The sequence below is a fragment of the Bradyrhizobium sp. USDA 4506 genome (genome assembly GCF_054058795.1).
Genome location: NZ_JBSSBM010000002.1, coordinates 620611 through 639100, shown reverse-complemented (window position 1 = coordinate 639100; position 18490 = coordinate 620611). Strand labels below are relative to the sequence as shown.

Genomic DNA, 18490 nt, shown 5'->3' with positions numbered 1-18490 from the left:
TGCGCCATGGCCGGCGTTATGCATGAACGATTTTCGAACAAGATTTGGCAGAGACCACTGATATGACCGACCCGAACATTCCCGTCACCGAAGACGAGCTGCACGCTTACGTCGACAATGAGCTGCCGGCCGAACGCCGCGGCGATGTCGAGGTGTGGCTTGACACGCATCCCGACGACGCGGCGCGGGTGCAGTCATGGCGTGCGATGGCCGAGACTCTGCATTCACGCTACGACACCGTGCTGGACGAGGCGGTGCCGAAACGGCTCGAGCTCGAGCGGCTGGTGCGCCAGCCGCGCCGCTGGGTCTATGGCGCGGTGGCGGCGACGGTCATGGCCTTCGTCGCCGGCGGCGGCGCCGGCTGGATCGCGCGCGGAGCGGCGGCGACGCCGTCGGCCTTCCAGAGCTTCACGGTCGATGCACTCGATGCGCATCGGCTCTACGTGGTCGAGGTCCGGCATCCCGTCGAGGTGCCCGGCAGCGAGCGCGACCACCTGCAGCAATGGCTGACCAAGCGCTGCGGCTGGGACGTCCGCGCGCCGGAGCTGACCGGGCTGAAGCTGGTCGGCGGCCGCCTGCTGCCCGGACCGAGCGGCCCGGCGTCGTTCCTGATGTATGAGAGCACGTCAGGTGAGCGCTTCACGGTCTACACCGCCAAGGTGAAGACCGAGGCGACCCAGATGCGCTATGCCGTGCAGGGCAGCGACGGCGCACTGTTCTGGGCCGATCGAGGCGTCGCCTATGTCGTCAGCGGCGGCACCGATCGCACGCGCCTGACCGAGGTCGCGCAGGCCGTCTACGATCAGATGGAGAAGAGCGGCGGGTGATCTTCCGTAATTTTACGGAAGATCAGGTCGTCAAAATTGCGTCATTTCGAGTAAGTGAATCCAGCCTCACTCAGCGTCCCAATTCCGACATCGAAAACTTCGATTCGCGTCATCGACGCGTCTCATTATCGCACCGGATGCTCACGCGAAGATGATCCGCGCCCGATCCGCCGATCGGCGCACGCGGCCTCGATTGGGGTTTTGTGTACCGCGCTGGTCCCCCTCTCGAGGCCGCACTCCTTTCCGCCGTCCAATCTGCACGCCGCAGATGGGACTTCCGGCGGCCGATCATCTTTTGACGCGCTCACGACACCCGCGTCTACCCCGATAGACTCCGGGGTAGTTGCAGTTTCGCGTCTTCGCGTCTTTGGGGCGCGCTCTCGGCGGTCAGCCGAGATCGCTGCGCGGATTATAGGGGTTACGATCCCGCCACGTCTGCATCAATGCCTCAAGCTCGGCATCGTTCCCGTCGGGAAGGATGATGCGGGTTGTGACATAGAGGTCGCCGGTCGCGCCGGCCTTCGACAGCCCCTTGCCCTTGAGGCGGAAAGTACGGCCGCTCGAGGTGTTTTTGGGGATCGACAGTTCGACCGCGCTGCCAAGCGTCGGCACGCGGACCTTGCCGCCCAGCACCGCCTCGTAGAGGGTGATGGGCAGGTCGATCCGGAGATCGTTGCCGTCGACCTTGAAGAACGGGTGCGGTGCGATCGAGACCGTGATCAGGAGATCGCCGGGCGGATGGCCTTGCGCGGTCTCGCCCTGCCCCTTCAGCCGGATCTGCTGACCCGCAGCGACCCCGGGCGGAATCTTGACGTTGAGCTCGCGGCCGGTCGGCAGGCGCACGCGCTTGTCGCCGCCCCTGACCGATTCCTCCAGCGACACCGTCATGGCGACCGACAGATCAAGGTCGACGCCGACCCCGCCGCCGTCAAACTCGAACGGACTGGCCCGGCCCGCGCGGCCGCCACCGCCGCGAGCGGCATTGCCGAACATGCTGTTGAGGATGTCCTCGAAGCTGCCGCCGCCCATGCCGCCGCCGGGCCCGGAGCGGAAACTGTACTCAAAGCCACCCGAACCGGCACGGCCGCCGGCACCGCCGCCGCCAGGGAAGCCCTGGAAGCGCGGCTTGCCTTCGGCATCGATCTCGCCGCGGTCGAACTGCTTGCGCTTGTCCTCGTCGCCGACGATCTCGTTGGCCGTGTTGATCTCCGCAAAGCGGGCCGCCGCCTTCGGGTCGTTCTTGTTGTTATCAGGGTGATGCTTCTTGGCGAGCTTGCGATAGGCGCTCTTGATCGTCGCAGCGCTGGCGCTCCGCTGCACCCCCAAGACCTCATAGGGGTCGCGCATCCGTCACGTCTCCTTCACGGGAAAAATCAGTCCTGGCCGGGAACCCGTCCGGGCCCACTTTGCCTTCATGTGGGGGCTCAGTGGCATTTTTGCAACTTAGCCCGGCTTCGCCGGAATTCTCAGGATTTTCTCCAGGGCTTCAGGCTATGGATTTCCCACCGCCCTTGTCCAGCCTTGCATGCGGCCCCCTGCAGCCAGCTCTCGGTGGCTCCATTGACGTAGCTGGCAAGGAAATCCCGGCACGTCTTGCCGTCCTCGCCCGAATAGGCCTGGGCCAGCGGCGTCACCGAGCCGCGCGCGCCGGTTTCAGGATTTTCCCAGGGCTGGCTGGAATCCTTGTCGCCCTTGGTCAGCACGTCGGAGGCGGCATTGCGGGCGAAGGCGAGGTCGCTGTCGGTCGGCATCACCGCATTGACCTGGGTCGGGCTGATCGAGCCCGTCACATCCTTGTCGTCCAGCTTGGCGAAGGCGTCGCTGCGCGACAGGCTGCAGCCGCTTGCGCCGACGCCGATCAGGATCAATGTCACCACCGCGCCTGCGGGGTGGATCGCCGATAGGCCAACGCGCCCCCATGCCCTATATAGGGCTAGTAACGCGCTTTCAGACGCGGGCGGATGCAAATCGGGACTCCTGACATGACCGACACGACCTCCATCAAACACCCGACACCGTTAACATCGGGTGATTTCACCGCGGCGGAGGAGCCGTTCGCCCTGTTCGCCGAATGGTTTGCGGAGGCGGTCAAGTCCGAGCCGAACGATCCGAACGCGATGGCGCTTGCGACCGTCGATCCCGACGGCCTGCCCGACGTGCGGATGGTGTTGATGAAGGGCTTCGATGCCGACGGCTTCGTGTTCTACAGCCACATTGCGAGCGCCAAGGGCCGCGAATTGGCCGCAAATCCTAAGGCCGCTTTACTCTTCCATTGGAAATCGCTGCGCCGCCAGGTGCGCATCCGAGGGCCGGTCACGCCGGTGACCGATGCCGAGGCCGACGCCTATTTCGCCACAAGGCCGAAGCAGGCGCAGATCGGCGCCTGGGCCAGCAAGCAGTCGCAGCCGCTGGAGAGCCGCTTCGCCTTCGAGCAGGCAATCGCCAAGACCGGTGCGAAATACGTCCTCGGCGAGGTGCCGCGGCCGCCGGGCTGGAGCGGCTGGCGGATCACGCCGCAGCGCTTCGAGTTCTGGCACGACCGCCCGTACCGCCTGCACGACCGCATCGAATTCCGCCGCGACGGCGCCGGCAGCGCCTGGTCGAAGGTGCGGCTCTATCCCTGAAAGCTGCGACCGTCATGGCCGGGCGAAAGCGCGAAGCGCATCTTCGTGTAAGATGACCCGGCCATCGACGTCTTGATCCCAAGTCATCCCAAGTCGTTCGAAGGCGTGGATGCCCGGCACGCCGCCGCGCATGACGAAAACGAAAGAAACCGTCGATGCCCCATCCATCCAATGCACCGCGGCGCACGCTGCTCCTGACCGGCGCAAGCCGCGGCATCGGCCATGCCACCGCGATCCGGTTCTCGTCCGCCGGCTGGCGCGTCATCACCCTGTCGCGGCACGCGTTTCCCGAGGTCTGCCCGTGGGGTGCCGGGCCGGAAGACCACATCGAGGTCGACCTCGGCAGCCATGACGACACCGTGCGCGCGATCTCCGAGATCCGCAGGCGGCTCGAGAACGATGAACTGCACGCGCTGGTCAACAACGCCGCGATCTCGCCGAAGGCTGCGGGCGGCGGCCGGCTCGGCACCATGGACACCGACATCGAGACCTGGACCCACGTTTTCCACGTCAACTTCTTCGCACCGATCATGATCGCGCGCGGGCTGATCGAGGAGTTGAAACACGCCAAGGGCGCGGTGGTGAACGTCACCTCGATCGCCGGCTCGCGCGTGCATCCGTTTGCCGGCGCGGCCTATGCGACGTCGAAGGCCGCGCTCGCGGCGCTGACGCGCGAGATGGCATCGGACTTCGGCCGCGTCGGCGTCCGCGTCAACGCGATCGCGCCGGGCGAGATCGATACCTCGATCCTGTCGCCGGGCACCGAGAAGATCGTCGACCAGCAGATCCCGATGCACCGCCTCGGCACGCCGGACGAGGTCGCCAAGATCATCTACGTTCTCTGTACGGAGACCAGCTCTTACGTGAACGGTGCGGAGATCCACATCAACGGTGGTCAGCACGTCTGAGCTTGGGAAGAGCCGTATTTCGGGGAAGGAAGTTTTGAGGCGATCCCGGCCGCCGCCGCGGCCGTCATTGGGATTGCTTCACTTGCAGGCGTAACAAACACAAACGAGGCTTCTGCCTCCGAGGCTTCGGCCTCTAGTCTGCGTAAAACCGACGCGACTTCTTCTTCTCGGGCTGCCGCAGCGCGACGTCGTTCAGCGCGCTGGAGCATTCGTCTTCGTCCTCGCCATCCAGCAACGCAGCGCCACAGTAACGGCAAAGTCTCGGCGAGATCGCCTGCACCTTGCCTGCTGCGCGGTCCTGTTGATAGCGCGCAAAGTCGATGACGTTACGCCGTGGCGTTATGATCTTCTCAACCATTGCTGTCCTCCGGCTTCGAGGCGGGCGTTATCGCAGACAAGTTTCGCCCAAACGTTCAGCGCAACGCTCAAATTTTAGCAGAGGAAATAAGGCAGGAAGCGCGTCCCAAAACGCGACGCGTGGAACCGGTTTACAGCCACTTCTTCCACTTGAAGATCCAGTACGGCACGACAGCCGCGATCAGCATCAGCACCAGTGCATACGGATAGCCGTGCGCCCACTCGAGTTCCGGCATGATCTTGAAATTCATGCCGTAGATCGAGGCAATCAGCGTCGGCGGCATCAGCACTACCGCCATCACCGAGAACAGTTTGATGATGTTGTTCTGTTCCAGATTGACCACGCCGAGCATGGCGTCGAGCACGAAGGTGATCTTGTTGGAGAGATAGGAGGCGTGGTCGGTCAGTGAGGCCACGTCACGCTGCATGGTCTTGAGCTGCTCGCGCATGTCCTTGGACCATTTCACGCCCTCGACCACCGCGGAGAGGAAGGTGACGAGGCGGCCGATCGAGACCAGGCTTTCGCGAACCTTCGAGGTCAGGTCGCCCTTACGGCCGATCGCGATCAGAATCTGCGAATATTGCTTGGCGTGGCCGTGGCGCTCGCTCTCCGGCTCGAAGATGTCGTGGGACACCTGGTCGATATCGGCCCCGCAGCGCTCCAGAATGTCGGCGCAACGGTCGATCACCGCGTCCAGCAGTTCCATCAGCACCTGCTCGCCGGTGATGCTGGGGGAACAGGCGCGCGCCAGCTTGTTCTCGACCAGCGCGAACGGCTTCGGCAGGTCGTAGCGCACCGTCACCAGCCGATGACCGGTGAGGATGAAGGTCACCGCCGTGGTGCGCGGCATGTCGGTGTCGGACTGGCACATCAGCGTCGCGGTCATGTAGCGCGCGCTGTTCTCGATATAGAGCCGGCTGGAGATCTCGATCTCCTGCATGTCTTCCCGGGTCGGCACCGCGATCCCCGCGAGCTTCTCGACCGCCCGGTCCTCCTCCACGGTCGGATTCACCAGATCGACCCAGACCGCTCCCTCGGGCAGCGCGCCGAGGTCCGTCGCGGTGGCCTTCTTGAGCGAAAACTCGGACGGAACGAACACCGACAGCATCACGAACTCCACGAAACAGGGCTGGCAGGACCCGCCGACTTAGCGCGATTCTGGGGGGCGCTTCATGACCGGGGTATTAACCGGGCATCCATACTTGTGGCGGCCAGGCGGCAGCGACGTGACGCCGACTCGTCGACCGTTGCCTGTTTGCACAAAAACCAACCCGGCACCAGAACAGTTGCGGCAAAATAGCCACAGACAGCGTCCCGCGATGCGGGAAAGGCATCTAGACTCTGGGAATAATGGCACGTTTCGGCAATAATGCCGCTAATGGAATCGTGGCGTTTGGGGCGTAATAGTGGCGCTTTCGAGCGCGGATTTTCGATTGGAATGTAATCATGTCGTCGCTCAAAGTTACCCTCGGGATCCTGGCCGCGGGCCTGATGTTGTCGGGCTGCATGCAGGCCACAACCTATGAGGCAACCAACACCGCGAACTTCAAGCCGCGTGACAAGGAACTCCTGGCCAAGACCACCTACGTCAAGACGCCGGTCGCTGAACCGTTCCGCCGCGCCATCGTCGAGTATCACCGCAAGGAAGCCCCCGGCTCGATCGTGGTCGATTCCGACAACCATTACCTCTATTACGTGCTGAATGACGGCAAGGCGATCCGCTACGGCATCACCGTCGGCGAGGAAGCCATGGCCTGGTCCGGCATCGCCAAGGTCGGCAGCATGACCGAATGGCCGGCTTGGCACCCGACCCCCGGCGAAATCTCGCGCCTTGGCGTCCCGACCTTCGTGGCCCCGGGCCCGGACAATCCGATGGGCTCGCGCGCGATGTATCTCTATTCGGGCGGCAAGGACACGCTGTTCCGCATCCACGGCACTAACCAGCCGGAATATATCGGCGCGTCGATCTCCTCGGGCTGCATCCGCATGACCAACGAGGACGTCATCGACCTCTACAACCGCGTCAAGCTCGGCACCATCGTCGTGGTGCTGGAGCCGAAGCACGGCGACTCGCCCTACAAGCCGCAGATGGCGCTGCAGGGCGGCGGCGGCACGACCTACTGATCCAATCGCAATCGCGATCAAAAGCGCCGGCTTTGCCGGCGCTTTTTTGTTGGCTGCGGTTTGGTCTCGGCGCTGCGGTCGGGGGCGGTCGCATCATCTGATTTTGTGGCGTCCGGCTTGCCGGTGCCAGACTTGCCGTGGTCAGCTTTGGATGTGTCCGCTTTCGGCGCGTCGGATTTGGCGGCGACCTCGCGCGGCGGCGCCTCTTCGGGGCGCTCGGCCGGCAACAGCGGCGCGACCTGCGGCAGCGGGTCGTCCACGTTCCACTGGCAGATCCGGTAATTGTTGCGACGCTCGATCAGGTCGAGATGGATGTGGTCCTCGTGGTACCAGTCCGAGCCCGGACCGAGCACCGTGGAGAAGCGGGCACAGACCGAATGCAGCACGGTCTCGCGCAAGGTCCGCGGCACGCTGCGGTCGGTCAGCGAGATCGACTTGCCGTTGGCAAGACCGAGCGCGCGGACGTCGAGCGCATTGGCGCGGCCGTGCTCGGAGAGCTGCGCTCCGGCGACCCGATTGCGGCCGCGGCACTCGAACGAGTCGAAATTGTCGAGATTGCTGATCCCGCCCCCGAGGTTCTGCGCGAGCGGCGCGATATCGGTGCGGACCCAGTCGGCGACCGCAGCAGCCATCTTGCAGCGGAGGATCGCGGCGGGCTTGACCGCGACCTTGCGCTTGTCCGCCAGCACGATCGCCTCGAGCCGCACCAGATCCTCGCCGCCGCAGCCCCCGGCGCCGTGGATATCCGGAATGCTCGGGGCGATCGCGATCTCCTCGGTCAGCGCCTGTCGGCAGGCCGAGAGCTGCGGCGCGGCGGGCTCGGCCGGCTTGGCGACATCAGCGGGCTTGGCCGTCTCGCTGGGCCTGGCCGCCTCAGCAGGTGCGGCCGGAGACTGCGTCCCGGCCGCGGGCGGCTCGGGCTCGGTTGCCGCGGGCGCGTGGGCTGCCGCCGGCGCCTCAGCCGGGCGAGGCTTCGGCAGCGGCACCGCTGCGCGGCGGGCTGCCTTGTGCGGCCTTTGCGGCCGGGTGCCGAACAGATCGTCCCACGGAAAGCTGGGCACGCGGCGGGCGGCCTCGGCGGGGCCTGCTTGCATGCCAAGGCAAAGCAGCACGGCGGCGGTAACCATTGCCGCGCCCCCGCGACGAAACGCGCCAACAGGCCATTTTCGGCTTGCTTTCTCCGCGCTAAAGTTCATGTCAGTTCCATGATTTTACTGCCGGCCGTCCAAGATGCCGGCGGATCATGTGTGAGGATCGAGGAGGGATTCGCGTATGCTTGGTTTGATGCAAGATTGGCCCTTGCTGTGTCACAAGATTATTGAGCACGCCGCCAAATATCACGGCACACAGGAAGTCGTGACGCGGTCGGTCGAAGGCCCGATTCATCGCACCACCTACGCCCAGATCCACGCCCGCGCACTGAAGGTCTCGCAGAGCCTGGAACGCGACGGCATCAAGCTCGGCGATCGCGTCGCCACCATCGCCTGGAACACCTGGCGCCACCTTGAGGTCTGGTACGGCATCATGGGGATCGGCGCGATCTGCCATACGGTCAATCCGCGCCTGTTTCCGGAACAGATCGCCTGGATCGTCAACCACGCCCAGGACCGCATCGTCATCACCGACCTCACCTTCGTTCCGGTGCTGGAGAAGATCGCAGGCCAGCTGCCGAGCGTCGAGCGCTACGTGGTGCTGACCGACAAGGCGCACATGCCGCAGACCACGCTGAAGAACGCGGTCGCCTATGAGGACTGGATCGCAGCATCCGACGGCAAGTTCGAGTGGAAGACCTTCGACGAGAACACCGCGGCGGCGATGTGCTACACCTCCGGCACGACGGGCGATCCCAAGGGTGTACTTTATTCGCACCGCTCCAACGTGTTGCACGCGCTGATGGCCAATTCGAAGGACGCGCTCGGCACCTCCGCGTCGGACACAATGCTTCCGGTGGTCCCCTTGTTCCATGCCAACAGCTGGGGCATCGCCTTCTCCGCGCCGTCGATGGGCACCAAGCTCGTGATGCCGGGCCCGAAGCTCGACGGCGCCTCGGTGTACGAGTTGCTGTCGACCGAGAAGGTCACGCACACCGCCGGCGTGCCGACGGTGTGGCTGATGCTGCTGCAATACATGGCCGCCAACAACGTCAAGCTGCCGGATCTGCAGATGGTGATTTGCGGCGGGTCGGCGATGCCACGCTCGATGATCCAGGCGTTCCTCGACATGGGCAGCCAGGTGCGCCACGCCTGGGGCATGACCGAGATGAGCCCGCTCGGCACGCTGGCGACGCTGAAGCCGCCGTTCACCGAGCGCACCGGCGAGGAGCGGCTCGACATCCTGCAGACCCAGGGCTATCCGCCGTTCGGCGTCGAGATGAAGATCACCGACGATGCCGGCAAGGAGCTGCCGTGGGACGGCAAGACGTTCGGCCGTCTCAAGGTCTCGGGCCCGGCGATCGCCAAGGCCTATTTCCGGATCGACAGCAACATCCTCGACGATGCCGGTTATTTCGACACCGGCGACGTCTCGACGATGGACGAGCACGGCTACATGCGGATCACCGACCGCTCCAAGGACGTGATCAAGTCCGGCGGCGAATGGATATCTTCGATCGATCTCGAGAACCTCGCGGTCGGCCATCCGGCGGTCGCGGAAGCCGCCGTGATCGGCGTCCATCACCCCAAATGGGATGAGCGGCCGCTGCTGATCGTGCAACTCAAGCAGGGCCAGAGTGCCACGCGCGAGGACATCCTGAAGTTCATGGACGGCAAGATCGCCAAATGGTGGATGCCCGACGACGTCGCCTTCGTCGACGGCATTCCCCACACCGCGACCGGCAAGATCCTGAAGACGGCGCTGCGCGACCAGTTCAAGGACTACACGTTCCCGACCGCCGCGGCGTGAAAACAAACGCTCGTCATGCCCGGGCTTGACCCGGGCATCCACGACTTCATCGTGCGGCAAGACATGGATGGCCGGGTCATAGGCGAGCGCAAGCGACGCCGTCCTTCGGACGGCTATGCCCGGCCATGACGATTCGGGGTAAAGCCCAAATCCCTTGAATTCGCCGCAGGTCCGTGGTCTCACACGACTGATCGCGGCGGCCGAGGTCGCCTCAGGACATCTCAACCGGCAGATTTTTCGACGATGGCGCGCAGGTTTTCCGCTCCCTACCAGCAGGACCCCGTGTCCGGTCTCGCCACCTGGTCGCGCAACCTCGCCATCTTCTCCGTCGTCGCGGTGGTCGTTTCGATCCTGATCGTCCGCTTCGGGTTCCTGGAGGTCAAGCCGGCGCTGGCGACCTTCTTCGGCGCGCTGGGCCTGGCCGGCCTGTCGATCCTGCTCGGGCTGGCCGCCTTTGCCGCGATCTGGCAGAACGGCACCCGCGGCATGGGCCGGATCCTGCTCGCGCTGCTGATCGACGCGGCGATCCTCGCCTACCCGGCCTACCTCATCTATCAGTACCGCAAGCTGCCGCGGATCTACGACGTCACCACCGACGCGATCGACCCGCCGAAATTCGAGGCGCTGGCGCGGCTGCGCACCGGGGAAGGCACCAATCCTGCCGCCTATGCCGGCCTCTATTCGGCCGAGCGGCAGCGCGCGGCCTATCCCGATATCGAAACCGTCGAGCTCGAAACCCCGGTCGACCGCGCCTACGAGCTGACGCTGCGGCTGGTGAACCGTCGCAAATGGCTCGTCATCGACGCGCGCGCGCCGCAGCTGCCCCGCCGCATCGGCCGCATCGAGGCGGTGGCGCGGACGCCGATCATGGGTTTCCGCGAGGACGTCTCGATCAGGGTCACCCCTGACGACGAGGACTCCCGCGTCGATATCCGCTCGGCGTCGCGCTATTTCGACACCGATCTCGGCAGCAACGCCGCCCGCGTCAAGAAGCTGATCGAAGACCTCAACAGCGCGGCCGAGAACGACAATGCCAAGCCGGCGAAGAAGGCGGCGCCTGTCGCGCCAAAGGCGCCGCCGGCGAAGACGGTGAAGAAGTGACGCGGTAGCGTCATTCCGGGGCATCGCGCAGCGATGAACCCGGAATCTCGAGATTCCGGGTCTGGTGCTCGGCACCATCCCGGAATGACGAACTAGGCCATCCGATACGTCCCGCCGATCACCGGATCGCCGTCCGTCGCCACGACGCCGCGTGCGACAAGGTCCTCCAGATGCGCCAGCACCGAATAGCCGGCGGCATTGGCGAGCCGCGGATCGAGCCCGATATAGATCGCCCGCACCATGGTCGGAATGTCGGCCTCGCCCTTGCCGAGACGATGCAGGATCGACGCCTCGCGCGCCCGGCGATGCCGCGCCAGGAAGCGGACGTAGCGCGGGCCCTCCGGAATCTCCGGGCCGTGGCCGGAGAAATACAGCTGCTCGGGCCGCTGTTCCAGCCGCTCCAGCGAGGCCATGTAATCGATCATCGAGCCGTCCGGCGGCGCCACGATCGAGGTCGACCAGCCCATCACATGGTCGCCGACGAAATTCATGCTGCGCTCGGCCCAGGCGAACGCCAGATGGTTGGCGGTGTGGCCGGGGGTCGCGACCGCCTCCAGCGCAAAGCCCGCGCCCTCGATGACGTCGCCGTGCTTGACCTGCACATCGGGCCGGAAATCGCGGTCGGCGCCGGATTCCGGATTGTGCTTTTCGCTCTCGAAGCGCGGGCGCGAGGCGCGGTGCGGTCCCTCGGCATAAACCGGCGCGCCGGTCGCGGCCTTGATCCGTGGCGTGTTCGGCGAATGGTCCCGATGGGTATGGGTGACCAGGATATGCGTCACGGTCTCGCCCTTGACCGCATCGAGCAGCGCCTTGGCATGCGCCTCGTCGTCGGGACCGGGATCGATGATCGCGACCTTCCCCTCGCCGACGATGTAGCTGACCGTGCCCGTGAAGGTGAACGGGCTCGGATTGTTGCAGAGGACACGGCGAACGCCGGGGCGGACCTGTTCGACCACGCCGGGCTTCAGCGGAAAGTCGCGGTTGAACGGGATGTCGTCGTTGTCGGCCATGGGGATTTTCTCTGCATCGTCATTCCGGGATGGCCCGCAGGGCCAGACCCGGAATCTCGAAAGAAGGGAAAGGAACGCGGCGCGAGATTCCGGGTTCGCGCCGTCCAAGTCGGCTGTTGCCGACTTAGACATTTAAAATCTGCCGAACTCGGGTAAACCTGAGTTCGGTTGGCGCGCCCCGGAATGACGAGCAAGCGCCCTTACGAGAACGCCTGGATGCCGGTGATCGCGCGGCCGAGGATCAGCGCATGGACGTCGTGCGTGCCCTCATAGGTGTTCACCGTCTCGAGGTTCGCGGCGTGGCGCATCACGTGATACTCGATCTGGATGCCGTTGCCGCCGTGCATGTCGCGCGCCATGCGGGCGATGTCGAGCGACTTGCCGCAATTGTTGCGCTTGACGATCGAGATCATCTCAGGCGCCATCTTGCCCTCGTCCATCAGGCGGCCGACGCGCAACGAGGCCTGCAGGCCGAGCGCGATCTCGGTCTCCATGTCGGCGAGCTTCTTCTGCACCAGCTGGGTGGCGGCGAGCGGCCGGCCAAACTGCTTGCGGTCGAGCGTGTATTGCCGCGCGCGGTGCATGCAGTCCTCGGCAGCGCCCAATGCGCCCCAGGAGATGCCGTAGCGGGCGCGATTGAGGCAGCCGAACGGGCCCTTGAGGCCGGAGACGTTAGGCAGCAGCGCGCTTTCCGGCACCACCACATTGTCGAGCACGATCTCGCCGGTGATCGAGGCGCGCAGCGACAGCTTGCCGCCGACCTTCGGCGCCGACAGGCCCTTCATGCCCTTCTCGAGGATGAAGCCGCGGATCTGGTTGTCGTGCGCCGCCGACTTGGCCCACACCACGAACACGTCGGCGATCGGCGCGTTCGAGATCCACATCTTGGCGCCGTTGAGCTTGTAGCCGTCAGCGACCTTCTCCGCGCGGGTCTTCATGCCGCCGGGATCGGAACCGGCGTCCGGCTCGGTCAGGCCGAAGCAGCCGACCCATTCCCCGGTCGCAAGCTTTGGCAGATATTTCTTGCGCTGGTTTTCGTCGCCATAGGCGTAGATCGGATACATCACCAGCGACGACTGCACCGAGTTCATCGAGCGATAGCCGCTATCGACGCGCTCGATCTCGCGCGCCACGAGGCCATAGGCCACGTAGCTCGCATTGGCGCAGCCATACTCCTCGGGCAGCGTCACGCCGATCAGGCCGAGCTCGCCCATTTCGTTGAAGATCTCGCGGTCGGTTTTCTCTTCCAGATAGGCCTTGGTGACCCGCGGCAGCAGCTTGTCCTGCGCATAGGCTCGCGCAGTGTCGCGGATCAGGCGTTCGTCTTCGGTGAGCTGGTCGTCGAGCAGGAACGGATCATCCCACTGGAAGCTGGCGGCAGCCGGCTTGTCCTTGGCCTGGGGGCGCACGCTCATGAAACATCCTTTCGCATCGTCTATCGGAAATTGGCGGATAAATTAAAGCGCTATGCTGCGAAGCGCAATTGGTGATCCTCTCACCGTCATTCCGGGGCGATGCGCAGCATCGAACCCGGAATCTCGAGATTCCGGGTTCGCGCTATCGCGCGCCCCGGAATGACTGACGTTAGGTCTCCAGCTTCTCGTTCGACACGATCTCGATGCCGAAACCTGACAATCCCTTGTAGTCATGCACCGACGAAGTCAGGTGCCGGATCGAGGTGACGCCGAGATCACGCAGGATCTGTGCGCCGACGCCGACCTCGCGCCACTGCCTGTGGCGATCGGCCTCCGCCGTCTTCTGCTCGCCAACCGGCTCGACCGGAACACCGGCGGCACCATCGCGCAGATATACCAGCACGCCGCGGCCGGCATCCTTGAAATGCCGCAGCACGGCTTCCATGCGCGCCGGCCCGGTGAACAGGTCTTTCACGATGTTGGGCTTGTGCAGCCGCGTCAGCACGTCCCGGCCGTCGCCGATGCCGTTATAGACGAAGGCGGCATGCATGATCTCATCGAACGGCGAGCGATAGGCGTAGCCCTGCAGCGGGCCGATCGGGCTTTCGGTGGTGAAGGTCGCGACCCGTTCGATCAGCTTCTCGCGCGCCTGGCGATAGGCGATCATGTCCGCGATCGTGACATGCTTGAGCTTGTGGGCGGCGGCGAATTTGGCGACCTGCTCGCCCTTCATCACGGTTCCATCGTCGTTCATCAGCTCGCTGATGACGCCTACCGGCGGCAGGCCGGAGAGCCGGCACAGATCGACCGCCGCCTCGGTGTGGCCGGAGCGCAGCAGCACGCCGCCGTCGCGCGCGATCAGCGGGAAGATGTGGCCGGGACGCGCGAAATCATTGGCGCCGGCATTGGGATTGGCGAGCGCGCGGCAGCAGGAGGCGCGTTCCTCGGCCGAGATGCCGGTGCCACCATCGGGCTTGTAGTCGATCGAGACCGTGAAGGCGGTGGTGTGGTTGGACTCGTTGTGCGCCACCATCGGGTCGAGCCGCAGCCGGCGGGCATCCTCGGTGGTGATCGGCGCGCAGACGATGCCGGAGGTGTGGCGGATGATGAAAGCCATCTTCTCCGCCGTACAGAACGACGCCGCGACGATCAAATCGCCCTCGCCTTCCCGGTCGTCATCGTCGGTGACGACAACGAGTTCACCCTTCGCAAAGGCTTGCAGCACTTCCTGGATCGTATCGGCCATTGTCCTGACATCTCGCTATATGCAGGCAGTGGATTAGCCGGGTTCCGATGTCAGCGCCAGTATCATTATGCAACCCGCCATGCATCCGGCAGGGATACCAGGAGGGGAGATTTCACCTCTCCCAAAGGGAGAGGTCGGATCGCATCGCTCGATGCGATCCGGGTGAGGGGTTCAGCCCTCTCGTGGGACTCGAGCCCCCTCACCCGCTGCGCAAATCGACCTCTCCCCGATGGGGAGAGGTGATGGACAGCCTTGAGACCGGCGTTACGGCAGCACCTCGCGCCGGTCGCTGAGCTGGACGTCCAGCTCGGCGCGCTTGTCGTCGAGCAGGCCGGCGTCGGCCGCCTCGATCACGGAATAGAGCTCGCCGGCGTCGCTGAGCCGGGTCACCGTCACGTAGTCGGCGCCGGCGCTGTAGAGGTCGTCGACGCCGGTCAGGAGGTCCGCGGTGGCAACGATCCGCGCGGTCGGATTGAGGGCGCGGACGTGGCGCACCAGCTTCTCATTGTCGGCGCCGACCAAGAGGAAATCCGGCACGCTCAGGATGATGATCTCGGCCTTGCCGATGCCGGCATGAACCAGGGTGTCGACATTGCTGATGTCGCCATAGATCACATGCATGCCGCGGTCGGACAGCGTGCGGAACACCAGCGGGTTGAAATCGATGACGCTGATCTGCTCGAGTAGCGACTGGTTCTGCCGCTCGATCTGGCTGATCAGCGCGCTCGCCGCGCGGAAAAAGCCGAGGATAACGATGCGCCGGATCTCGCCATGTCCGCCCTCGTGCCCGGCCTCGCCGCGGCCCTGGCCTTCCTGATCGAGGTCGCGCAGCCCGATCCGCTTCAACGGACCGATCAGGCCGCGCACGATCTGGTCGCTGCGCCCCATCGCGAAGGTCGAGAGCACCGCCAGCACGACGAAGGCGAACGAGGCCGCACTCGCGGTTTCGGTTCCGATGTGGTTGGCGGCGACGCCGGTCTGGATCACGACCAGCGAGAACTCGGAGATCTGCGCCAGGTTGATCGCCGGCAGCAGGCTGGCACGCAGGCCCTGCTTCATCAGATAGAGCGGCGTGAACGTCGTGATCAGGCGGCTCGCCACCGTGAAGGCCGCGATGACGAGCGCAAGCCAGATCACCGAGAGGCCCGGAATCGGGATCGTCATGCCGAGCGCGACAAAGAACAGCGTGATGAAGAAATCCCGCAGCGTCGTGACCTTGGCGGTGACGTCGAGCGCATAGGGAAAGGTCGAGATCGAGACGCCGGCGACCAGCGAGCCCATCTCGCGCGACAGATGCAGCCGCTCGGCGATCTCGCCGATCAGGAAGCACCAGGCGAGCGCGCCGAGCAGCACGAGCTCGGGCCGCCGCGCGATCTGGTGGAACAGGCGCGGCAGCACGTAGCGGCTCAGCACCAGCGCGGTCGCGACCAGCACCGCGACGCGGGCAATCGACAACAGCACGACGCTGATCTGCAGATTGTCGAGGCTCGGCTGCACCGCCAGGAACAGGATCGCGAAGATGTCCTGCAGCACCAACACGCCGAGCGTGATACGGCCCGGCAGCGTATCCAGTTCGCGCTTCTCGTAGAGCACCTTGACGATGATCACGGTCGACGACAGCGCGCAGGCGACGCAGAGATAGATCGCGTCGAACTTGCCGCCACCGACCGCAAGCCCGATAGCGGCAAAGAACGCCACGCCGATCAGGCAGCCGCCGATCAGCTCGCCGGCTCCCGCGAACAGGATGACCTTGCCGGCACGGATGATCTTCTTGAGGTCGATTTCCAGCCCGATCATGAACAGCATGAAGATCAGGCCGAGCTCGGAGATGACGCTGATCGATTCCTGGGACTTGACCCAGCCCATGCCGAATGGACCAATGAAAAAGCCGGCGATAAGGTAGGCCAGTATCAGCGGTTGCCGGGAGAAGTGGGCGAGCAGCCCAATCCCCCAGGCAAACAGGATACAGAGCGTGATATCGGGAATCAGTTCATGCATGCGTCAAAGACTTCCTGTTGCCGCAACCTAGAGGGCCGGGCGTGAGGATCAACCGAGCAATGTGTCACATCCGCGCAGGCGGCATTTTTCTCGCAGTTTTGCTCTGCCTGCTCACCGTGCGCATGTCAGAGGCGCTAGCACAATCCTCGGCAAGTATTGAACAAAATTTCGCGAACTCGTTGACGACGGTGCCATCGGAGGGCCTCACCGCCTCCGGTGCATTCTACGTGCCGGTGTATTCCAGCGTGTCGATGAGCCAGGGCAAGCTCAGGGCCGATTTTTCGGTGACGCTCAGCGTGCACAACGCCTCCGAGACGAAGCCGCTGGTGCTGAAGCGGATCGCCTATTTCGACACATCAGGCAAGATGGTGGAGAGCTACCTTAAATCGCCGGTCGCGCTAAAACCGTTTGCGACCGTCGAGGTCGCGATCGCCACGACCGATACCCGCGGCGGCACCGGCGCGAATTTCGTGGTCGATTGGGCGGCCGCCGGCGAGATCGCGGAACCGGCGGTCGAGGCCTTGATGGTCGGCAGTGTCGGCGCAGGGCACTACGCCTTCATCAGCCAGGGCCGGCCGATCCGGCCGGTCGGCAAGAACTAACCTCATGGAAGGCCGCTTGCCGCGGCCTTCTCAACGATAACAACACGGAGCGAAACGTCCATGTCCACCTCAGCCCAGTTCGACTTTACACCGCTACTCGCGGCCGGCCTGCCTGCCCCGGCCGCACGCTGGACCGGGCTCGCCAAATACAGCTTCGTCGGCGGCAACAACGATCCCGACCAGGTCCCGGTCGACGGGCTGCTGGAGGCGGTCAACGCCGTGCTGAAGCGCGAGGGCAGGAATCTGGCGACCTACAATCTCGCGCACGGGCCGCAGGGCTATCTGCCGCTGCGCCAGTTCCTGACCGAGAAGCTGAAGCGCGACGCCGGAATTGCCTGCACGCCGGACGAGATCATGATCGTCTCCGGCTCGCTGCAGGCGCTCGATCTGATCAATCACACCTTGCTCGCCAAGGGCGATACCGTGCTGATCGAGCAGGAAACCTATCAGGGCTCACTGAACCGGCTGACACGGCTCGGCGTCAATGCGGTCGGCATTCCCCTCGATGGCGAGGGCATCAGGATCGATGCGCTGGCTGCGGCACTCGCCGATCACAAGCGGCGCGGCATCACGCCGAAATACATCTACACCATCCCGACAGTGCAGAACCCGACCGGCTCGATCCTTCCCGAGAGCCGCCGCGCCGGGATGCTGAAGCTGTCAAGGGAATACGGCGTGCCGATCTTCGAGGACGATTGCTATGCCGATTTGATCTGGAACGGCGAACGGCCGCCCGCGATCTATGCGATGAGCAAGCATGGCGGCGTGATCCATATCGGCTCGTTCTCCAAATCGATCGCGCCTGCGCTGCGGGTCGGCTTCATCGTCGCGCCCTGGGGGATCATGTCGCGAATGCTGCCGCTGAAGACCGACGCCGGCTCCGGCGCACTGGAGCAGATGGTGCTCGCGGAATATTGCGCACCGCATTTTTCGACCCATGTGCCGCGCCTGACCAAGGGCCTGCGCGCCAAGCTCGATACGCTGATGGAGGCGTTGAACGAGCAGTTCGGCACCGCGGCCGAATTCGAGGCGCCCAAGGGCGGCATATTCCTCTGGGTCAAGCTGCCCGACAATGTCGACACGCTGAAGCTCTATCAGGCGGCGCTTGCCGCCGGCGTCTCGATCAATCCGGGACCGGAATGGTCGACCAGCAAGGCCCATTCCGGCAGCCGGCTCCGCCTCTGCTTCGCCAGCCCCTCGCACGAGCAGATCCGCGAGGGCGTTGCCGCGCTGGCCGAGGTGTGCCGCAAGGAGTTCGGCGTGCCGGCGCGCAGCAGCAACGTGGAGAAGCGCGGCTAGATCATGATGACTTTGCGCTGAAGCGAGTTGCGGACTCCGCTTCACCTCGCCCCGCGTGCGGGGAGAGGTCGGAACGC

At 64.7% G+C, this 18490-nt stretch carries 17 protein-coding genes; 8 read left to right on the top strand and 9 right to left on the bottom strand.

From position 1 onward, the window contains the following. The first annotated feature begins 62 nt into the window (after positions 1 to 62). The gene (locus ACVIHF_RS05385) at positions 63 to 827 is read left to right on the top strand and encodes an anti-sigma factor family protein (RefSeq protein WP_253603131.1); all 765 of its coding nucleotides are present in this window, start codon (positions 63 to 65) and stop codon (positions 825 to 827) included. A 387-nt stretch (positions 828 to 1214) separates the two neighbouring features. Here ACVIHF_RS05385 and ACVIHF_RS05380 read toward each other — a convergent pair whose 3' ends face one another. Next, a complete protein-coding gene (locus tag ACVIHF_RS05380; RefSeq protein WP_253603133.1) occupies positions 1215 to 2174 on the bottom strand; it encodes a DnaJ C-terminal domain-containing protein in 960 nt (319 codons plus the stop codon). Positions 2175 to 2293: 119 nt separating this feature from the next. After that, a complete protein-coding gene (locus ACVIHF_RS05375) occupies positions 2294 to 2704 on the bottom strand; it encodes an RT0821/Lpp0805 family surface protein (protein ID WP_018270356.1) in 411 nt (136 codons plus the stop codon). 105 nt (positions 2705 to 2809) lie between these two features. On the opposite strand from ACVIHF_RS05375, the gene pdxH reads away from it, so the two are divergent. Next, positions 2810 to 3451 (top strand): pyridoxamine 5'-phosphate oxidase, encoded by a 642-nt coding sequence (gene pdxH / locus ACVIHF_RS05370; protein ID WP_253603135.1) that lies wholly within the window; start codon positions 2810 to 2812, stop codon positions 3449 to 3451. Between the two features lie 155 nt (positions 3452 to 3606). Beyond that, positions 3607 to 4359, top strand: a complete 753-nt coding sequence (locus tag ACVIHF_RS05365; protein ID WP_018270354.1) for an SDR family NAD(P)-dependent oxidoreductase — start codon at positions 3607 to 3609, stop codon at positions 4357 to 4359. A 133-nt stretch (positions 4360 to 4492) separates the two neighbouring features. On the opposite strand, the gene ACVIHF_RS05360 is transcribed toward ACVIHF_RS05365, so the two are convergent. Both ACVIHF_RS05360 and ACVIHF_RS05355 read right to left on the bottom strand, forming a co-directional pair. Further along, positions 4493 to 4717: a hypothetical protein gene (locus ACVIHF_RS05360; protein WP_028334509.1), complete on the bottom strand. Its 225-nt coding sequence runs from the start codon at positions 4715 to 4717 to the stop codon at positions 4493 to 4495. Positions 4718 to 4847: 130 nt separating this feature from the next. Further along, positions 4848 to 5825, bottom strand: a complete 978-nt coding sequence (locus tag ACVIHF_RS05355; protein WP_092083830.1) for a magnesium transporter CorA family protein — start codon at positions 5823 to 5825, stop codon at positions 4848 to 4850. 338 nt (positions 5826 to 6163) lie between these two features. On the opposite strand from ACVIHF_RS05355, the gene ACVIHF_RS05350 reads away from it, so the two are divergent. Continuing rightward, the gene (locus tag ACVIHF_RS05350) at positions 6164 to 6841 is read left to right on the top strand and encodes a L,D-transpeptidase (RefSeq protein ID WP_057015206.1); all 678 of its coding nucleotides are present in this window, start codon (positions 6164 to 6166) and stop codon (positions 6839 to 6841) included. Positions 6842 to 6858: 17 nt separating this feature from the next. On the opposite strand, the gene ACVIHF_RS05345 is transcribed toward ACVIHF_RS05350, so the two are convergent. Further along, positions 6859 to 8037: an extensin family protein gene (locus ACVIHF_RS05345; RefSeq protein ID WP_375166975.1), complete on the bottom strand. Its 1179-nt coding sequence runs from the start codon at positions 8035 to 8037 to the stop codon at positions 6859 to 6861. Between the two features lie 76 nt (positions 8038 to 8113). On the opposite strand from ACVIHF_RS05345, the gene ACVIHF_RS05340 reads away from it, so the two are divergent. Further along, on the top strand, positions 8114 to 9742 hold the full coding sequence (locus tag ACVIHF_RS05340; protein ID WP_253603138.1) for a fatty-acid--CoA ligase: 1629 nt from the start codon (positions 8114 to 8116) through the stop codon (positions 9740 to 9742). Positions 9743 to 9985: 243 nt separating this feature from the next. Then, positions 9986 to 10843 carry a DUF1499 domain-containing protein gene (locus tag ACVIHF_RS05335; RefSeq protein WP_253603139.1) on the top strand — a complete coding sequence of 286 codons (858 nt, stop codon included), beginning with the start codon at positions 9986 to 9988 and terminating at the stop codon, positions 10841 to 10843. Between the two features lie 92 nt (positions 10844 to 10935). Here ACVIHF_RS05335 and ACVIHF_RS05330 read toward each other — a convergent pair whose 3' ends face one another. From ACVIHF_RS05330 to ACVIHF_RS05315, 4 genes are all read right to left on the bottom strand, one after another. Then, positions 10936 to 11853, bottom strand: coding sequence for an MBL fold metallo-hydrolase (locus ACVIHF_RS05330; protein ID WP_253603141.1), 918 nt, complete (start codon positions 11851 to 11853; stop codon positions 10936 to 10938). A 200-nt stretch (positions 11854 to 12053) separates the two neighbouring features. After that, a complete protein-coding gene (locus ACVIHF_RS05325; protein ID WP_028334515.1) occupies positions 12054 to 13268 on the bottom strand; it encodes an acyl-CoA dehydrogenase in 1215 nt (404 codons plus the stop codon). 169 nt (positions 13269 to 13437) lie between these two features. Beyond that, positions 13438 to 14514 carry a 3,4-dihydroxy-2-butanone-4-phosphate synthase gene (ribB, locus tag ACVIHF_RS05320; RefSeq protein ID WP_028334516.1) on the bottom strand — a complete coding sequence of 359 codons (1077 nt, stop codon included), beginning with the start codon at positions 14512 to 14514 and terminating at the stop codon, positions 13438 to 13440. Between the two features lie 264 nt (positions 14515 to 14778). Then, complete coding sequence (locus tag ACVIHF_RS05315; RefSeq protein WP_253603143.1) at positions 14779 to 16512, bottom strand: cation:proton antiporter; 1734 nt, start codon at positions 16510 to 16512, stop codon at positions 14779 to 14781. Between the two features lie 59 nt (positions 16513 to 16571). Here ACVIHF_RS05315 and ACVIHF_RS05310 point away from each other — a divergent pair, with 59 nt between their 5' ends. Further along, entirely contained in the window at positions 16572 to 17114 is a 543-nt protein-coding gene (locus ACVIHF_RS05310) for a DUF3124 domain-containing protein (protein ID WP_375162624.1), read from the top strand. A gap of 60 nt (positions 17115 to 17174) precedes the next feature. Next, positions 17175 to 18413, top strand: a complete 1239-nt coding sequence (locus ACVIHF_RS05305) for an aminotransferase-like domain-containing protein (RefSeq protein ID WP_456791848.1) — start codon at positions 17175 to 17177, stop codon at positions 18411 to 18413. Positions 18414 to 18490: the final 77 nt, after the last annotated feature.